At 43.9% G+C, this 16,738-nt stretch carries 16 protein-coding genes; 6 read left to right on the forward strand and 10 right to left on the reverse strand.

All coding sequences use genetic code 11. From position 1 onward, the window contains the following. Nucleotides 1-41: 41 nt before the first annotated feature. The 8 genes from MHM98_RS01090 to MHM98_RS01125 form a co-directional block, all read right to left on the reverse strand. The gene (locus MHM98_RS01090) at nucleotides 42-1,865 is read right to left on the reverse strand and encodes a DUF885 domain-containing protein (protein WP_239437229.1); all 1,824 of its coding nucleotides are present in this window, start codon (nucleotides 1,863-1,865) and stop codon (nucleotides 42-44) included. A gap of 141 nt (nucleotides 1,866-2,006) precedes the next feature. After that, nucleotides 2,007-2,339, reverse strand: a complete 333-nt coding sequence (locus tag MHM98_RS01095) for a hypothetical protein (protein ID WP_239437230.1) — start codon at nucleotides 2,337-2,339, stop codon at nucleotides 2,007-2,009. A 26-nt stretch (nucleotides 2,340-2,365) separates the two neighbouring features. After that, nucleotides 2,366-4,030, reverse strand: coding sequence for an RluA family pseudouridine synthase (locus tag MHM98_RS01100; RefSeq protein WP_239437233.1), 1,665 nt, complete (start codon nucleotides 4,028-4,030; stop codon nucleotides 2,366-2,368). Nucleotides 4,031-4,081: 51 nt separating this feature from the next. Next, a complete protein-coding gene (locus MHM98_RS01105) occupies nucleotides 4,082-4,603 on the reverse strand; it encodes a GNAT family N-acetyltransferase (protein WP_239437235.1) in 522 nt (173 codons plus the stop codon). 7 nt (nucleotides 4,604-4,610) lie between these two features. Beyond that, on the reverse strand, nucleotides 4,611-5,183 hold the full coding sequence (locus tag MHM98_RS01110) for a uracil-DNA glycosylase family protein (protein WP_239437236.1): 573 nt from the start codon (nucleotides 5,181-5,183) through the stop codon (nucleotides 4,611-4,613). 10 nt (nucleotides 5,184-5,193) lie between these two features. Next, nucleotides 5,194-5,868: a sterol desaturase family protein gene (locus MHM98_RS01115; protein ID WP_239437238.1), complete on the reverse strand. Its 675-nt coding sequence runs from the start codon at nucleotides 5,866-5,868 to the stop codon at nucleotides 5,194-5,196. Between the two features lie 129 nt (nucleotides 5,869-5,997). Beyond that, nucleotides 5,998-7,509, reverse strand: a complete 1,512-nt coding sequence (locus MHM98_RS01120; protein ID WP_239437240.1) for a carotenoid oxygenase family protein — start codon at nucleotides 7,507-7,509, stop codon at nucleotides 5,998-6,000. A gap of 32 nt (nucleotides 7,510-7,541) precedes the next feature. Further along, nucleotides 7,542-8,003 carry a DUF2141 domain-containing protein gene (locus MHM98_RS01125; protein WP_239437241.1) on the reverse strand — a complete coding sequence of 154 codons (462 nt, stop codon included), beginning with the start codon at nucleotides 8,001-8,003 and terminating at the stop codon, nucleotides 7,542-7,544. Between the two features lie 246 nt (nucleotides 8,004-8,249). Between MHM98_RS01125 and MHM98_RS01130 the strand changes: the two genes are divergently transcribed. After that, nucleotides 8,250-9,032 carry a LytTR family DNA-binding domain-containing protein gene (locus MHM98_RS01130; RefSeq protein ID WP_239437242.1) on the forward strand — a complete coding sequence of 261 codons (783 nt, stop codon included), beginning with the start codon at nucleotides 8,250-8,252 and terminating at the stop codon, nucleotides 9,030-9,032. Between the two features lie 79 nt (nucleotides 9,033-9,111). Continuing rightward, nucleotides 9,112-10,566 carry a hypothetical protein gene (locus MHM98_RS01135; RefSeq protein WP_239437244.1) on the forward strand — a complete coding sequence of 485 codons (1,455 nt, stop codon included), beginning with the start codon at nucleotides 9,112-9,114 and terminating at the stop codon, nucleotides 10,564-10,566. 11 nt (nucleotides 10,567-10,577) lie between these two features. Here the strand turns inward: MHM98_RS01135 and MHM98_RS01140 are convergent, their stop codons facing one another. Both MHM98_RS01140 and MHM98_RS01145 read right to left on the reverse strand, forming a co-directional pair. Further along, on the reverse strand, nucleotides 10,578-10,949 hold the full coding sequence (locus tag MHM98_RS01140; protein ID WP_239437246.1) for a hypothetical protein: 372 nt from the start codon (nucleotides 10,947-10,949) through the stop codon (nucleotides 10,578-10,580). A gap of 131 nt (nucleotides 10,950-11,080) precedes the next feature. Then, the gene (locus tag MHM98_RS01145) at nucleotides 11,081-13,093 is read right to left on the reverse strand and encodes a beta-propeller domain-containing protein (protein ID WP_239437247.1); all 2,013 of its coding nucleotides are present in this window, start codon (nucleotides 13,091-13,093) and stop codon (nucleotides 11,081-11,083) included. Nucleotides 13,094-13,338: 245 nt separating this feature from the next. Between MHM98_RS01145 and MHM98_RS01150 the strand changes: the two genes are divergently transcribed. From MHM98_RS01150 to MHM98_RS01165, 4 genes are read left to right on the forward strand one after another with little or no spacing between them, the layout of a single operon-like run. Continuing rightward, nucleotides 13,339-14,268 carry a MipA/OmpV family protein gene (locus MHM98_RS01150; RefSeq protein WP_239437248.1) on the forward strand — a complete coding sequence of 310 codons (930 nt, stop codon included), beginning with the start codon at nucleotides 13,339-13,341 and terminating at the stop codon, nucleotides 14,266-14,268. Between the two features lie 33 nt (nucleotides 14,269-14,301). Next, nucleotides 14,302-14,721 (forward strand): DUF3019 domain-containing protein, encoded by a 420-nt coding sequence (locus MHM98_RS01155; RefSeq protein ID WP_239437249.1) that lies wholly within the window; start codon nucleotides 14,302-14,304, stop codon nucleotides 14,719-14,721. Next, on the forward strand, nucleotides 14,721-15,440 hold the full coding sequence (locus tag MHM98_RS01160; RefSeq protein ID WP_239437250.1) for a response regulator: 720 nt from the start codon (nucleotides 14,721-14,723) through the stop codon (nucleotides 15,438-15,440). The genes MHM98_RS01155 and MHM98_RS01160 overlap by 1 nt, the downstream gene beginning before the upstream one ends. 9 nt (nucleotides 15,441-15,449) lie before the next feature. After that, a complete protein-coding gene (locus MHM98_RS01165; protein WP_239437252.1) occupies nucleotides 15,450-16,694 on the forward strand; it encodes an ATP-binding protein in 1,245 nt (414 codons plus the stop codon). The last annotated feature ends 44 nt before the right edge of the window (nucleotides 16,695-16,738 follow it).

Genomic DNA, 16,738 nt, shown 5'->3' on the forward strand with positions numbered 1-16,738 from the left:
CATCAAGCATAAAAAAGCCACACTATTGTGTGGCCTCTTAATTAGTTTTTCTTTGCGCCTTCTACGGCTGCTTCAATATAAGCATCAATCTGCTTTTCAAGAAGATGTAGCGGCACAGCGCCATTTTTTAAGATTTGGAAATGGAACTCGCGAATATCAAAGTCAGCCCCTAGACGATCTTCCGCTTTCTTGCGCAGACGTTTAATGGTTAGCTCACCAATCTTGTAAGACAGTGCTTGTCCCGGCCACGAAATGTAGCGGTCGGTTTCAGTCTTGATATTGTGTAGTGACAATGCCGAGTTTTCCTGCATAAAAGTCATGGCTTGTTCACGACTCCAGCCAAACATATGCATCCCTGTATCAACCACTAAACGCGCCGCACGCCACATTTCATAAGTTAGGCGACCAAAGTCACTATAGGCATCTTGATAAAAACCCATTTCTTTACCTAAATACTCGGCATATAACCCCCAACCTTCACCAAAGGCTGAAATGTAGTGATTACGGCGATATTTTGGCACATCTTCCAACTCGCGATTAAGGGAAATCTGCAAGTGATGTCCCGGTACGGCTTCGTGCAGTGTTAATGCTTCCAACACGTACAGCGGACGCTTGTCTAAACCGTAAGTATTTACCCAGTAATATCCCGCTGCGGTATCGCCATTAGCGCGAATATAACGTCCCGTGGTGTATTTAGGCGCAATAGAATCTGGCACAGGCTCGACGCCGTATGGTGTGCGTGGCAGTAATTTGAAGAACTTAGGCAACTGCGCATCGGCTTTTTTAGCAATATATGACGCTTCTTTTAATAGGTCTTCTGCCGATTTCGCATAAAACTGTTTGTCGGTGCGAAGAAACTGCACAAAATCAGCAAAGCTACCTTTAAAACCTGTGCTGGCAATAATCTCATCCATCTCAGCGCGGATGCGTTTAACCTCACGTAAACCAAGCTCGTGGACTTCTTTTGCCGTCATATCCGTGGTGGTGTAATGCTTAACACGATTTTGATAAAAAGCTTCACCATCAGGCGTACTTGCCACACCAATCTTCGCCCGCGCATTTGGCTTGTATTCGCCAACGAAAAAGTCCATATAGCCTTGATAGCTAGGCAATACTTTATCTTTGATTATTGCCTTAGTTTGCTGCTTTAATTTATCGAAGTCAGCTTGCGAGATATGCGCTGGCTTATTGATAAATGGACGATAAAACTCTGATTTAGTGACATCACTTACCAAAAACGCTGCAATGCTATCTTCATACCCCACCAATACAGGGCTTGGCTGAGTAAAACCAGTTTCAATACCGCGCTTCATCCAACTGATATTCTCATCGAAATACTGCGGCACAGCCGCTAAACGCTTGAGGTAAAGCTGATAGTCTTCCGCTGTTTTAAAGCTGCTATTAGACACCATAAAAGAGAGCGCCGAATGAAAACCAAACTCCGAAGTCAGCGGCATGTAATGGGCGTTAAAGCGATATTCATCTACCGTATTGGCTACTTGCGAACTAATAATGGCGTGATTAATCTGATCTTGCTCGCCTAACTGAGCGACGTCGATCGCCGCAAGTTGCTTTTGAAAGGCTTTGTTTTTCTGATAGTTATTTGCTAAAAATTCAGGTGATAAGTTCGGTAAGAAATAGCCGTTAACCCCGTCTTTGTGCTGGTAAACATCGATGCTTTTTCGATAATCGACAATCTGCTTGGTAATCTTCTCAAACGCTTTAGTGGCGCTATTTACAACAACACTTGCTTGTTCGCTCTCAGATGCGTGAGTCGCTTTGAGAGTAGTTTGCGTCGATTGACACCCTGTTAGCATGACACCAGCAAGAGCAGTGGCTAACAAAGTCTGTTTTAAGTGATTCATAATTCTTCCGTTTTCTTATTATTCTTATCTGATAATTGTTCTAATTTTTCTGAGCATTAAAGTGTCACAAAGTTTAATCGCAAGCAATAAAAAGCCTGAGAGGGAATTGTCAAAGCGATAAGAGAATCGCTATTTTATAACTTATTTGGGATAAAAAGATGAGACGATCTCAAGGGTATCAATTTCAACAACAACTACCATTTTCGTGCCCGGTTTAGAGCCTCTTATATTTTTGTTTGTTTCAGAAAGTCCAAAATCAAATATATAGTTCTGAGTGTTTTTATATACTTTTACACCACCAATATTTATATCAAAACCACGAAATTCACATTCTTTGATCGCAACATTTAATGCTCTCAACAGCTCTTTTGAAACTTCAGCAATACGTGGAGGCATTTCAGGACTATTGTCTACTGAGGCATTGGATATATTTGTCGATATACAAAGCAAGGCAGCTATAACTAATTTATTCATTTATCTTCCCATTTAAGTTAATGCAGTTAAAACGGTGCTTTCACCTCAAACACCATCGGCTGCTTAGTCAGTGGATGATTAAATTCGATGCGCTGCGCGTGAAGCATTAAACGCTCGCCACTGTTGCCATATAAATCATCGCCAACAATGGCGGTGTTAAGCCCTTGATGATGAGCGCAATGCACGCGCAGTTGATGAGTACGTCCCGTTACAGGCCACAAATTTAGCCATGTACGGCCATGCTCTTGTTTAGTAATTTGCCACATGGTATGAGCGGGTTTACCTTCAACGGCGCATACTTTTTGCCGCGGTCTGTCCTCAAAATCATTACACAGCGGCAATTCTATTTCGCCCTCAACACCAGGCTTGCTATCGAGCATGCCATCGACAATAGCCACGTATTGCTTGTGTACTATGCGCTTTATAAATTGATGCTGAAAATTCTTTTGCGCCCGCTCGTTTAACGCAATAAGCATTAAGCCCGAGGTTGCCATATCTAAGCGGTGAACAATTAATCCACCACGAGCATTGGGATACAGGGCACGAATACGAGTTTTCACACTATCTTGCACATGACGCCCCGGCACCGATAACAAACCCGATGGCTTGTTAATTACCAAAAACGATTCTTCTTCATGCACGATATCGAGATCGGCTGAGTCATTGCCAAGTTGCTGCAATGGATCTTCATCCACTTCAAGTCCTTGCAACATGTAGTTTAAAATTGGCTGACATTTACCGATACACGCCGGATACACTTGCTTGTGTTGACGAACTTGCGAGTCTGGCGCTCTGCCCCACCAAAACTCACTCAATGCAATAGGCGTCAGCTGCATTTGATAAGCCACCTGCAATAACTTTGGCGCGGCACAATCACCAGAGCCTGACGGCGGCACGCGCTGCGCAGTTGTCGCAAACAGCTCGTTCATATCACGAGTTTCACCTTTAGCATTTAAGAGCTGATACTTAGCAAACAGATATTGTTGTAAATCGTTTGAACGCTGCTTGCGAGACTGTTTTAGTTGATTTAATTCGTCCACCAACACGCTGTGTTGCTGCTGTAATTCAGCCAGCGTTTTTTGCGCTTCCAGCTTTAAATCCCGCAGTTTATTTTTGTCATCGACACTTTGCTGTGCGAGTGTTTTAACCAAGTCTTCATCGGCGTTGGCACGCTGCGCCTTACGCGCCTTGCGATTAACCGCCATTTGCGTTTGCCACGCGCTAATTTGCTCGGAAAAAGACTGTTCAGCGTCTTTAATTTGTGTGGCTAGTTGCTCGATAAGAGGATTGGCTTCCTTGCGCGCAATATCGCTATTCATTTCATTGATAGCCAGTTGCTCAGCGGCGCTTTGTTCATCGCCCCCCAAACTTATCATGGGGCAAAATTCGTCATTGAGCGCCGAATACTCTGGCTCAGACTCTGGCTTTAGCGTTTGCCCAGAATAAGCCGTCAGAAAACCAAGTTCTCCCTGATTGTCTCGCACCACTAGCACGCCGAACATTTTACCGTCGTTATCAAAATCATGCAGTTCACCACCGTCGCCTGATAACCATTGTTGTAGCTGTTCACTAGCTGCAATAGCCAGCGGATGCGGTTGATAGAAAAAGGGAAAGGTAAACTTCTGAGGGAGTTCAATTTCACTTACATCGCAGGAAAAACGGTGAAATAGCGATGAAGATAGGCTGTTCAAGGGGCGTTACTCAATTGGGATGATCAAAGCGCAATCATACCAATTCGCCGATTAGTGCGCTAGCTCGGCACGATAAACCAGTAAATCTTGCATTTGCCCATCGAGCTCAAAATAATCAGTAATGGTAGATATATAGTTAGCACCCGCTTTCTTGGCAATGCTAATGCTGGCAATGTTTTTTGATAAACAGTGAAACTCTAGTGAATTAATACCAAAATCAGCGCGGTGCGCCGCCAAATAATCCACACAACGAGAAATTACCCCGTGGCCGTGGGCATGTTCACTGAGCCAATAGCCAAGCTCTGCAACCCCATTTTCGTCAATAGATTTAATGGCAAAGACACCGCTAATTTCATCGTTAACATACACCCCAAACCACTGTTTTTTTGGCAACTCACTGTTGGCGCGCTCGTCGATATAACGACGACAACTCGCTTCATCAACAACCTCTTTGACCCAATACAAATACGTCGCGAGCATTGTACGGTTGGCTTCAATACGCCTAAAAAGCGCTGGCGCATCACTTACCAATAGCGGTTTTAACGCTAACTTGTCAGATAATTGGATAATCATAAATCGCTTATAGAATTTCTTGGACACGCAGTTTTAACGCAGGAACGACCTCGTCGTCAAACCACTGATTTCGTTTAAGCCAAATATTATTGCGGGGACTCGGGTGCGGCAAGATCAATTGTTGTGGCCAATGTTCACGCCACCTTTTCACGGCATCAGTTACCGATTTAGCAGCATTAGGCGCGTGATAGGCCTTGGCGTATTGGCCGAGAATAATCACTAGCTCTAAGGATTCAAACTGTGCCATTAGCTCGTCACGCCATGTCTGAGCGCAGATTTTTGGCGGCGCTAAATCTCCAGACTTGCCTGTACCGGGAAAACAAAATGCCATAGGTAATATCGCAAACTGTTTTTCATCATAAAAAGTCGCTTTATCAACCCCTAGCCAATCGCGCAGCCTGTCACCGCTGGCGTCATCAAAAGGAATACCAGATTCGTGTACCTTGCGCCCCGGCGCTTGTCCAGCAATGAGAATTTTCGCGCTCGGATCAAATTGCAGCACAGGCCGCACGCCGTGAGGAAACTTATCTTCACACAGACGGCAATTACGAATATTCTCTATCAGCGTTTCACTGCTCACGAGGGCACTCTCATGATTTATCACGCCAGTCTTTCGGTAAATGGTAAGTGCCCAGTAACCAATCAAAAATAGGAATGGTGATATTGAAATTCTTGGCGGTCATTAAATCGCGCTTGTGGTGCTCAACATGCAGCTGACGCAACTCGCGCCAAATAGGCGTGCGCTCGACAAAGCTACCCTCAGGCAAATGATAAGAAAAATGCATGACCTCATAAAACAAATAACCGCTGATCGCCGCTGCGCCATATAAATAAGCAACATTATCGGTAGCGACTTGCATTAATAACCAGCCCCCAGGAATCACTAAGCCAACAATAAAAGCAATGATCAGATAGCCGGGAAACAATACCACACGCCAATCCCGCACCGATTGAAATGGCATTGCATGCTCTAAGAAGAAGGTATGATGATCGCCACTATGACGTTGATAAAACAGCTTACCGTACTTGATTTTACGATGACCAAGCCAGCGATGAGCATAATACTCTGCAAAATTGACCACCAGCATAGTTAGAGGAAACACTAACCATTCGCGCCAGCTAACATCATTGGTTTGCAACAAACCATAAGAAATGACGCTAACGCCAACCACCAACACAAATAGCATGTGCAGCCAGCCAGAATAGGACGGAGAAATAGCTGCGCGATATTTCTCCCGAAATTTTTCCATCGCCTGTGGAGTCATAATATTGCTCTTTTTATAATTATTATATAAGGGCTGTTTTTCCGATTTAGAGAAAACAACAGCCCCTAAGTTAAACTAATGTTTAAATTAAAAGCAATAGCTTTCAAATAATTAGCTTCGTCATAACTCCTAAGCGGGTATGAAATTACCGTGGAAACCTAATGGTAGATTATAAGGCAGCCATGCTCGTCCCATTGGCCCAGCGGCTAGATTATCGGCTTCAAACACACTGATACAGGTGCGTTGGCTAGGCACATGCAGCGCGGTACCAATCACATACGCCCCCTGCTCCGTACCGCTTGGCGAAATTGGCACATGCTCTTCCACTAAGAAATCCGATCCGTACCGATATTTATCCTGTTTACCTGTCGTGGTATCGATGCGCGAAACCGATTCACTCCACAACGCATCATCCGACGATGACAGGTGATACAGGTGCTTGTTCTTAATCCCTGTCAAATTAGGCAAAATACGGGGGAACTCGCTATTGATATCCGTGTTATTTATCTCTACTTGGCCATTTCTTTTTAAGCGTATAAATACCGACTGTGAACGAGTGTTAATAGCCGCTTTACCTATCATCAAGCGCGACAGTTTATGTAGAGCTTCAGCATCTTGATATAAACAGGCATCAAAACAAATGGTACCATCGCGCTCTTGCCATGCATTACCAAAATGAAATACAAAAGCTGGCGGCAGTTGGTACTCCCTAACTTGCTGCAGTGTATTTTTATCTAAAACTAATACCCGCATTGGCACGTTTTTATTAAACTTTATCCGCTCAAAATAACCTTCATCTGATGACGACTGCACTAGCGATGGCAGGACTATCAGCACATATTTTTCGCTAATCAGAAAGTCATGCAACATACCGCCTTTGTAATTACCATCAATCAAGCTGACGTTCTTCATCACACCATTGGCACCGAGGTGATAAACCGCAATGCGCCCAGAGTTGTGCAAGCCAAAGTTAAAAATGTCACCGTTGCCATCAATCTTCGGATGAGCAGAGAACGGCAGCCCTTTGAGTTTATCGCCATAGCGAGAGTGCTCGCCAAGATTCACTAAGCCCTCAAAATCCAAACTCTCTGGGTTAACACGCGCTGGCGAGCCTGCCTCCCACAGCGTCCACAAATCATCCCCCACCGCAATGACATTGGTATTAGCGGTATTTACGGTATCGTTATCCACAACGGCTAGTGAGTTTGGAATTTTAGTATCTGGCGCGGAATACAAAAACTTTCCCGCACGCTGCTCCTGTTGAAACTTCGGTGTTTGCACGAACTTGCCACGGTGAAATACCTTGCCATCGACAAACTTGAACTGCTGCAACATGCCATCGCCTTCAAATAAATGCTGATAACGAATATCACCGCGCTCAAGCTTAGCTGGCCCATTGCGAAACAAGCTTCCTTGTAAAGCTTGTGGAATAGTGCCTTCAACATCCATTTGTTTGAGGGCAAAGTCTTGATTGACGTCCTTAAAACCAATTAAGCGTTGATCATTGGCCAAGGCATCGCTAAACATCGATTTATAGTTGACGATGGGCGGGGTTGCGCCAAGCTTGAGTGACATTGGCAGTGTAGAGGCCGCGCCTACAGCCCCTAACGATTGAATAAAGTGACGACGAGATAATTGCATGTTGCGCTCCTTCTAACTTCGATTGCTAACAGTTATTTGCTGTAAATAACGCTTGAGCTATTGGCGACATCACTCATCACAGCAAATTTCGCTGCGTCGAAACCAACAGGTCCATAGCTCGGTTTGGCATCATTAGAAAAACCAATCCCCTCAATTGGGCTACCAAATAAGTTAAGGTCGAGCTTGCCGTTGCCATTTTCATCGTGGAAATAGCGCACCGCATAATCCCCTTGAGGTAAGTCTTCAAAAGTCACGACGACTTCATCACCGTCCACCGCAACAATAGTCGAAGCCTGCGCTTTGTTCTTTTTATAATTCTCAGCACCGTTAAATAAGGCGACATACATTTTCCCTTGTTTAGTTTTTACGTCGGTCATTGAAAATGTCAGTTGATAGTGCTCTGCCACTTGCGGTGTTGATGCCAAAACTGGCAAAGAAATGATTGAAGCCAATACTGTCGTTGCCATGAATGTGTTAAGTGATTTAGTAAACATAATGATTCTCCAAATAGTATTTTTCGTTGTTAGTTAGCGCCATGAAAGTGCTCATTGCGCTGCTTGAGAAAAACGATAAAATAGCCAGCGAAACAACAACAGCGACTTTTCGTAAAGTGAGTTCAATTATTCGTAAAAGACGCAAAAAAGGATGATGTGCAATTGGCGAATCGTGAAATACACAATAAAAATCAAATGCTTTTGTCACAGCTAAAATCAAAGCGATTCGTTAGAGGTTTAGCCTCAATGGTTATTGCAGGTCTGATTATTGGCCTATTAGCGCCCTTTGGCATGGTCAATATTCCGGTGACAGTAGCGCTCAGTTTTTGGGTCATCATTTGCGTTGTTGGCTATGGCATTTACTCACCGGTGATCAATGCCTGCGACATCTTATTAGATGAAAAAATTAGCCCTCGCTGGCTCAGAATTTCCCTTGGCGCATTCGGCGCGAGCTTGTTGATGAGTTTAATTATTCCGGTGGTGAGCAATGCATTTTTCGATATCAGCGCCGATTATTGGTCACAAGTTGGCGCGGCATTTTTCCAGACAGCCATCATCGGCGGTGTGATTTCAGCCATTAGCTTGATGATGCTACTTATCAGTCAGCAACAAGCCCAGCTGCAGCAATCGCAACAAGCACTCAATGAACAAGCGCAAGTCATTGAGCAGGCAAAACAACAGACTGACAACTTGGTTGAGAACTTAGCAGACAAGCAACTCAACCAACTGATGGAAAAAGTACCGCTAGAGAAACGTGGCCAATTGCTATGTTTAGAAATGGACGATCACTACCTCAACATTCACACCGACAAAGGCACGCATATGGCTTTAATGCGTTTCAAAGACGCCTTAGCACTATTAGAAGATTGTGATGGTCTACAAACTCATCGCTCATGGTGGGTGGCAACAGATGCCATCGTTGGTCTTGAGAAAGAAGGTCGTAAAACTTTGTTACGATTATCTAATGATGTGCTAGCACCTGTGTCGCGGACGTATCAGCCAAAAGTTAACCAATTGAAGCTAAGTTAGCTATTTCGTTTAGTGAATAAGTAGGTTAAATTCCATCCTTCTAAAAATAACAATAATAAAAATCGTTAAAAGGATTTATATGCACACTTTTAAACTCTCGCTTGCAGCGCTTAGCTGTAGTCTTTTATTTGGTTGTGGTGGCGGTTCATCACCATCGTCGCAAAATGAACCCGATCCAATTGTCCCGCAAACAACTACGTACAGTGGTAAAGTTATCGACGGCTACGTATCTGGTGCAACAGTATGGTTAGATATTAACGGTAATGGTGAACAAGACGATAATGAACCATCGACGGTGTCAAAAGAAGCCGGCGATTACGCGTTTGAGTTTACAGACCAACAAGCACGCTGTGTTCCTTACGCAACTATGTATGTTTCTGTGCCTGTCGGCGCCATTGATGAAGACCTTGGTGAAGTGACCGAAGCTTATGAAATGTCATTTCCGCCAGCACTAGCGCCAATTGAAGACAAAACACTGCTTAACATTTCACCGTTAACCTCGGTGATTTGGGAGCAGATTAACACCAAATATAAAACTCAAGATAAAGCAAAAATATTGAGTTGTGACGCCCTCATTAGCGACGCGAATCTGCGTAATGAAATCAGCGATGAAATTAAAACAGTCACCAATGAACTGGTGCAGTTTTATAATTTATCGGCAGAGCAAATGTATGCCGATTTTATCAAGAACGATGATTCTAAAGCTTACGCTTTGGCGCAATCGATTGTGACTGGCTTGAAGTCTGCCTATGAACAACGTACCGCTCTGCAACAAAAACATCCGAATGCCGAAGTTCGTGTCCGCGTCTATCAAAGTGATAAGCACGACGCCGAATACAAATTTGATAAAGCGTGGTATCGAGATATTGTCATTTACGACGACGGCCAAGACATCATTGAAACAGTTAAATTAAAAGATGGCGATAACTTAAATCAAGTAGGCGCCGTGTTAACTCATTTGCAAGCAAGTGATTCAGCATGGGGCAACAATACACAATACAGCCCGAGCTTAAGGCAACGTATAGATACCTACCGCAACCCGCAAGGCAGCTACTACTGCACAGGTAACGAGCGATTAATGTTTACCAAAGATGGTGTAAAGTATGAGTTCGTAAACAGCGTTCCATATCGCGATTCTGCCGATGGTACCGATTGCGCTAGCACTACTTTCAATGACATTTTCGAACGCCAATACAGCTTTAGCTACCAAGAGTCTGGCGATACTTTTAGTACCGAATTATTCTTCCGTGATAGCGAAGTAGAGTTTGAGAAATTTACGCAGTGGGTGGATTTAAAAGCGAACGCAGCAACACTCGAACTGACGCAACTTGCGGATTATCTATCGACCATCGATTACAAATATGACGACGCAGTGAGTTTAACCACCAACTACTGGCGTAAACGCCATGAATCAGGCACCACGCAAATCGATCAATACAGTAATGGTACATGGAAAAAGACTGTCACGAATAACGATGGTACACGTACCGAAACATGCAGTACTGACGGTGTCACTTACGGTGCCTGTAGTTAACTGCTATCCGATCACACCTTAGTGTTAATCAAGGTTCCAACATTGTTTGGCGCTGAGGTGTTAAAAGGCGATTTGTCTTGCGCTTGATAGGCACTAACGCGCTGATTTATCACTTGCTCTGAAATTGGTTGTGATGGCTCAACGTTCTGAACACTATTTACGGCTTGAGTTGGGTTTACTGATTGGGCGGCGTTAACCGAATTAATTGCTGAAGGGTTGGCAGTCGCATTTACATTATCAACGCGCTGTTGTTCGATATTAAGTCGTTCTTGTTCTAATTGTTGCTCATGGGCTTTTTCGCGAACACGGTCCGCGCCTTGCTCGGCTATTTTCTCACCGCTACTTAAATTACATGCGGCGCTACAAGATGTTTTGATATACATATTGGTCTCCGCGATTTCGAATATAAGTTACAAAAACGAAAAAAGAGCTGGCTACCATCCCCACAGTAACCAACTCAAATAACCAGACCTAGTTGTTTATTTAAAAATTTCAAAAAATTAAAAATATTTTTTTAGTCTTTTGCAAATGGCCCTAAAGTATCGCTGCCCTGCTGCCAATCGCGATACACCACATCATTGCCGTGGATGTAATAGACGCCGTCTTCAATCAAAATGCTGCGCGCGTCGATGCTTGAAAAATACGAAGCGCTAATATCCTTTTTAAGTGTCACTTGACCGACATTACTCAGTGTTGCATCACTGCCAATTCCCGTAACCTCTAGCAACTGTAAAGTACTGGTTAGGAAAGAGCTGCTTTGCGTAGTTGTGGACCAGCTTTCAACGGGAATAGCGACGCGATGGCTATCATTGGCGAGTTTCAAATAACTCAATGCATGATGATCAAACTCAACCGGCGTAAAACTGTCTTTATATACTTGATTACCAAGCTGCGCTGGTGATTTTGGTTCGGAAACATCGAATAAACTCACTTGTGCGCCTTGGTCAACAGTCGGCAAATCGCCATCATCATCGTCGCGCAAAATCACATGCTGCCCTACGCCAAGTAATAATTGCTCGTCAATAGGATGCAAGTAAGCTGAATAACCAGGGATTTCTAATGTACCTTCGATAACTGGTTCTTCAGGATTTTTTAAATCAATAACATACAATGGATCGATACGCTCAAAAGTTACGATATATGCTTTGTCGTTAAAATAACGTACTGCATAGATATCTTCATTTGGCTTACCAATAGCTGTGGAATGTGTTTGATTCGGTAAATGGCCAACGGCCTTTAGTACTTTACTGCCATCGTCTTTAAATACCGAGAGTTGATGTGTCGGAGTATAGTCTTTGTCATAGGTCGTGCTTATCGTCGTTAAATAATCGCCCTGCTCATTAAATCTAAACTGACTGTTACGCCAGCCGAAATTACCATCAAGCGTCGCATAAGCCCGGTATTCCACACTGTCATCGGTGATTGCGAACTTGTAAATCACGCTCTCTAAGCTCGTTACATCTTGATGATATTGCTCGCCATAAAGATAAACCGCATCTTTCGACACATAGATACCATTGGCTGTTGTATTGATACAACGAGACTTAACATTTGTTGGATTATTAGTGTCAATGACAGATAACAACACTAAACCATGATGCCCTGAATTCTCATCAAAGTTTTGCGGCACAAAACACTCGTTGTTTGGCACCAATGAAGTTTTATTACCATCAATATCTGTCACATGGGGTAAAAACTCACTCAACGGCGCGTTGTTCAACGCTTTATAAATTGCTTCATTGTCCTGTGCCATAACACTACTATCAATAACGGTATCAATCGAAGCCGAGAAGCTGCTTACCACGTAAAGCTTGTTTTCGATTTGACGAGACGACAGCACATAACCGTCGAAAGTAAATTGCTGTTTTAAGTTCGGGGCAGTGTGATTACTCGTATCAAAAATTGACAGTGAAAACTCGTGTTGTGACGGATAAAAGATATCGAACATTATTGGCCAGTTGTTATTGGCGGCGGTACTAAATACGCTGACGTTATCGCCATTAACGTACATGCCATCAATAAACTGCTGCTCATCATCAACCACTATCGGCGTGTCACTGAGCTTAGTTAGTGAGTTATCCGATTGACGCTGCAAAATCCGCAGCATATCGCTACTTTCGCTTGCCTCAGAGCCGTAGTTAAACTTGTTATTAATGGTTAAGAACAACTGCTGGCCGTTGTAATGAAAACGATCACTTTCGTCAACGCCAGCCTCTTGGGTAATCGCTTTCGAGTGATTGCTATCTGCTGTTTCATTTGCTTGCACGGTAAATAAATTATTTATTGGCGAGGTATGCGCCAAATAAACGCCATTGCGTAATCGTTTGCCGAGACTCGACTCGCCCTGTTGACTTAACGCGCCAAATACAAGTGGCTGCTCAGAGCGCTCTGGAAGCGTCGTTGTCGGCTGTGGCGTGGGATTTGGTGTCGGATTAGGTGTTGGTTGGGTACTACTGCTTCCCCCACCACAACCACTGATTGCAAAAGCTGTAGCAATAATGCTCGATGCCACTAATGATAAATTCATGACGCTGTTCCTTTCTTCCTAATAGCACTTAACTAATAGCAGTTAACTAATAGCACTTAATGTGCCGCGTTTAAGTCGTTGACGCTTTGATTTGATAATTGCAGTTTAGGGAAAGTTTTTCGCCACTGATGTTATAAATTGCTACTAGTTGTAATCTTATGTAATCCTTAATGAAATCGATGATAATCGATGCTACCTTTAGCATCGACAGCAACCTGCCACTATAAAACCTAACGAGTGTATCTTTGAAAAAACTGTATTCACTATTACTGACACTGATAATTTGCGCCGCAACGAACGCCTCAGAAGTTGCCCAAGTAACGGCGATTGAAGCGGCGTCACTTGATAGTCAGCAAGAAAAAGTTGAAATAGGACAATGGAATTTTGCCGTTGGTCTGGGCTATGGACGTCGTACCAATCCGCTATACGACGGCAAAGACACACCACTTTATCTTCTGCCATCCATTAGCTACTACGGCGAACAAGTATTCTTTGATGACGGCGTGCTGGGCTATTCTTATGACATCACCCCCAACCTATCGCTTAGTGCTATTACACAACTCAATGCCCATGCCGCAAACTTCTCACGCTGGCATCCAAGTAATTTCTTTGTAGCACAAACAAATTTATCGGCACGTGAAGATAATTTTTCTCAAAGCCTAGATGTTGTTTCGCCGGCAACAGACGAAGAAATTGCTAAAATGCCAGTAGCAATATCAGAGCTTGCCGATCGTGATTGGACACTCGATGCAGGATTACAGCTAAACTATTTTGGCGACAGCAACTGGATGCTGCAATTAAATCTACTCCACGATGTACTCAACGTATACAACGGCTTAAATGGTCAAATGCGTCTAGAAAAGTCATGGCGCATCAAGAATATCCCTGCGTTATCGCTAAAACTCTTTGGCACCCTAGACTGGCACAGTCAAAAGCTCGCGAATTACTATTACGGCATTGGTGAGCGTGACACGCAATTAGTCGCTAGTCACTACAGCGCCAAAAGCGGCGTTAATCGTACCCTTGGCTTTAGTGCAAATTATCATCTATCATCGAATTGGCGAGCAGCACTGAGTTACCGTCTAACGAATTTGGATGCGTCAATCAAAGACAGCCCAATGGTTAGAGAAAATCACTCAGACACGCTATTTGTTGGTGCGGTTTACCACTTTTAATTAATGATGGAATATTTGGCGCTTTAGTAGTTAATGATTGAGCAATCGGGCAACAATAACAATGCAAATATATTGCTTATGGCCACACTGACCTGTGCGGCTATGGTGACGAGCGCTCGCGCCTTGGCAACTAGTGACAGCCCACAATTTTCTATCTCGCCAACTACCTGCATCGTCAACAAACCCGGCGAAGTTTGCGCTAGTCCACTGCAACTTACATGGCAAGTACCACGTGCAATGGATTTGTGTTTATACGTACAAAAAGAGCGCCTTAAATGTTGGCGCAACACACAACAAGTTTCCGAAGTACTGGTTTATAAGCTAAGTACTTCCACCACCTTTGACTTAAAAGATAATACCCAACGAGTTATCGCCAGCAGTAAAGTCAATGTAAACAGTGCAACATCAAAGCGCTTTAGGCGCAGGCTTAGAGCCGATTGGAGTGTATTTTAATGAAACGCGTACTCTTGGTTGAAGACGACAAGCGCCTTGCCGAACTCGTCGACCAATTTTTAACACAAAACGGTTTTGCGGTTACCGTAATCGATCGCGGAGATATGGTGGCCGATTTTCTTAAGCAACAAGCGCTTAAGCACCAGACACCAGATTTAATCATTTTAGATATTATGCTGCCGGGCAGTGACGGTTTTTCCATTATCAAACAAATTCGCCATAGTTTTCACAACCCTATTTTATTCTTAACCGCTAAAGACAGCGATTTTGATCATGTCACAGGTTTAGAATTAGGCGCAGACGATTACATCATAAAACCCGTCGAGCCCCATGTTTTGTTGGCGCGGGTTAACAATGCACTACGCCGTGCAGCACCAAGCACACAAACAAACGGACAAGGCAATTCACAAGAGCTTACTTTTGGTCAGCTTCACATCAACAACTCGATGCGAACAGTCAATTTAGGCGGCGAGAACATTGTACTCACCAGCCATGAGTTCGAATTGCTGTGGCTATTAGCGAACAAAGCCGGTGAAGTGCAAAGTCGCGATTTTATTCATAAAGAAATGATTGGCCGTGAATATGACGGCTTCGATCGCAGCGTCGATGTTCGCGTTTCACGCTTGCGTAAAAAGCTTCACGACGATCTGTCCGCTCCCACTCGTATTATCACGGTGTGGGGCAAAGGCTACATCTTTAGCCCGACAGCTTGGGACTAAGGCGTACATATGGCGCGCTTGTTCATTAGTCTTTATTTATTGCTGATAGTGTCAATAGGCGCTATTAATTGGCTGTCGGAAAAACTGTGGCAACACTACAACCAACAACCATCAGCGCAAATCATTGCCATTGAACAAGTCGCCAACTCATTGGCGCTCACCCTTAACGCCAACAATCTAACCGCACTTAGTGAGCGCTTATCACTGCCGATAGTTGAAGTTGCCGCCAACGATATTGCGCTGCTGCCGTGGCAGCAACAAGACCTCAACAACCTTCAGCCTGTGCTTACCAGCGACGAGCACGAAAATATCTACGCCTATATACTGCGTAACCAGCAACTCTATCGCGTTGGTCCCTTTAAACATTCCCACGATGCTTCACTAATCAAGCCATTGATATTTTTAGTCTCCTACTTGTGTCTCGCCCTGTTTATTGCACTCTGGATTTATCCGCTGTGGCGCGATTTAAAACGATTAGAACGCAGCAGCATCGCCTTTAGTCAAGGCGCAAAATCAACGCCAATGCACGTTAACAACGGTTCGGTCATTGCCCCTATTCTGCACACCTTTAATAGCATGACGGCGCAAATATCGCGCTTAATAAGCGATCAAAAACAGCTCACCAATGCGGTCTCTCACGAAATTCGCACTCCGCTTTCTCGCCTAAAATTCGCCTTTGCCATGCTTGATGAAAAGGCGGTGCCACAATTAGATAGCATGCGCCAAGACGTTGCAGAACTAGAGCAGCTCGTTGACGAAATGCTTAACTATGGTCGCTTAGAAAGCCAAAGCGACAAACTGCGCATGGAAGATGTCAATATTAGCGATTTAGCCAACCACTTAATTGACAAATTAACCCGTCACAGCGAACTCAGCGTGATACGCGATATCGACGACAATCTAGTGTGTCATTGCGATGGGCATTTAATCGAACGAGCACTACAAAACTACATTACCAACGCACTGCGCTATGCCAAATCCAGCGTGGCTATTCGCATTACCAATGACAATGAAAATTTAGTGTTTGACGTTGAAGATGACGGTGAAGGTATTGCCAAAGACCAACGAGAATTAGTGTTTGATGCTTTCACACGCCTCGATAAAAGCCGCAACAAAGAAAATGGTGGTTTTGGACTGGGTTTAGCCATCGTTAAGCGCATCGCTCAATGGCATCAAGGACAGTGTTATGTCACTGACTCTCAATGGCGAGGGGCGAAATTCAGCCTGAAATTGCCTAACATTTCATCACGTTAATACTTTTTAACAAATTTGCTACCAAGCATCCGACTTCCCCTCTA

Source organism: Psychrobium sp. MM17-31, assembly GCF_022347785.1.
In the GTDB taxonomy this organism is placed as follows: Bacteria; Pseudomonadota; Gammaproteobacteria; order Enterobacterales; family Psychrobiaceae; genus Psychrobium.

What these genes read in the sequence shown, in the direction of transcription:
- MHM98_RS01090 (WP_239437229.1), bottom strand. Translation starts at nt 1,865, where the DNA reads ATGAATCACTTAAAACAGACTTTGTTAGCCACTGCTCTTGCTGGTGTC.
- MHM98_RS01095 (WP_239437230.1), bottom strand. Translation starts at nt 2,339, where the DNA reads ATGAATAAATTAGTTATAGCTGCCTTGCTTTGTATATCGACAAATATA.
- MHM98_RS01105 (WP_239437235.1), bottom strand. Translation starts at nt 4,603, where the DNA reads ATGATTATCCAATTATCTGACAAGTTAGCGTTAAAACCGCTATTGGTA.
- MHM98_RS01115 (WP_239437238.1), bottom strand. Translation starts at nt 5,868, where the DNA reads ATGACTCCACAGGCGATGGAAAAATTTCGGGAGAAATATCGCGCAGCT.
- MHM98_RS01120 (WP_239437240.1), bottom strand. Translation starts at nt 7,509, where the DNA reads ATGCAATTATCTCGTCGTCACTTTATTCAATCGTTAGGGGCTGTAGGC.
- MHM98_RS01125 (WP_239437241.1), bottom strand. Translation starts at nt 8,003, where the DNA reads ATGTTTACTAAATCACTTAACACATTCATGGCAACGACAGTATTGGCT.
- MHM98_RS01130 (WP_239437242.1), top strand. Translation starts at nt 8,250, where the DNA reads ATGGTTATTGCAGGTCTGATTATTGGCCTATTAGCGCCCTTTGGCATG.
- MHM98_RS01135 (WP_239437244.1), top strand. Translation starts at nt 9,112, where the DNA reads ATGCACACTTTTAAACTCTCGCTTGCAGCGCTTAGCTGTAGTCTTTTA.
- MHM98_RS01140 (WP_239437246.1), bottom strand. Translation starts at nt 10,949, where the DNA reads ATGTATATCAAAACATCTTGTAGCGCCGCATGTAATTTAAGTAGCGGT.
- MHM98_RS01145 (WP_239437247.1), bottom strand. Translation starts at nt 13,093, where the DNA reads ATGAATTTATCATTAGTGGCATCGAGCATTATTGCTACAGCTTTTGCA.
- MHM98_RS01155 (WP_239437249.1), top strand. Translation starts at nt 14,302, where the DNA reads ATGATTGAGCAATCGGGCAACAATAACAATGCAAATATATTGCTTATG.
- MHM98_RS01160 (WP_239437250.1), top strand. Translation starts at nt 14,721, where the DNA reads ATGAAACGCGTACTCTTGGTTGAAGACGACAAGCGCCTTGCCGAACTC.
- MHM98_RS01165 (WP_239437252.1), top strand. Translation starts at nt 15,450, where the DNA reads ATGGCGCGCTTGTTCATTAGTCTTTATTTATTGCTGATAGTGTCAATA.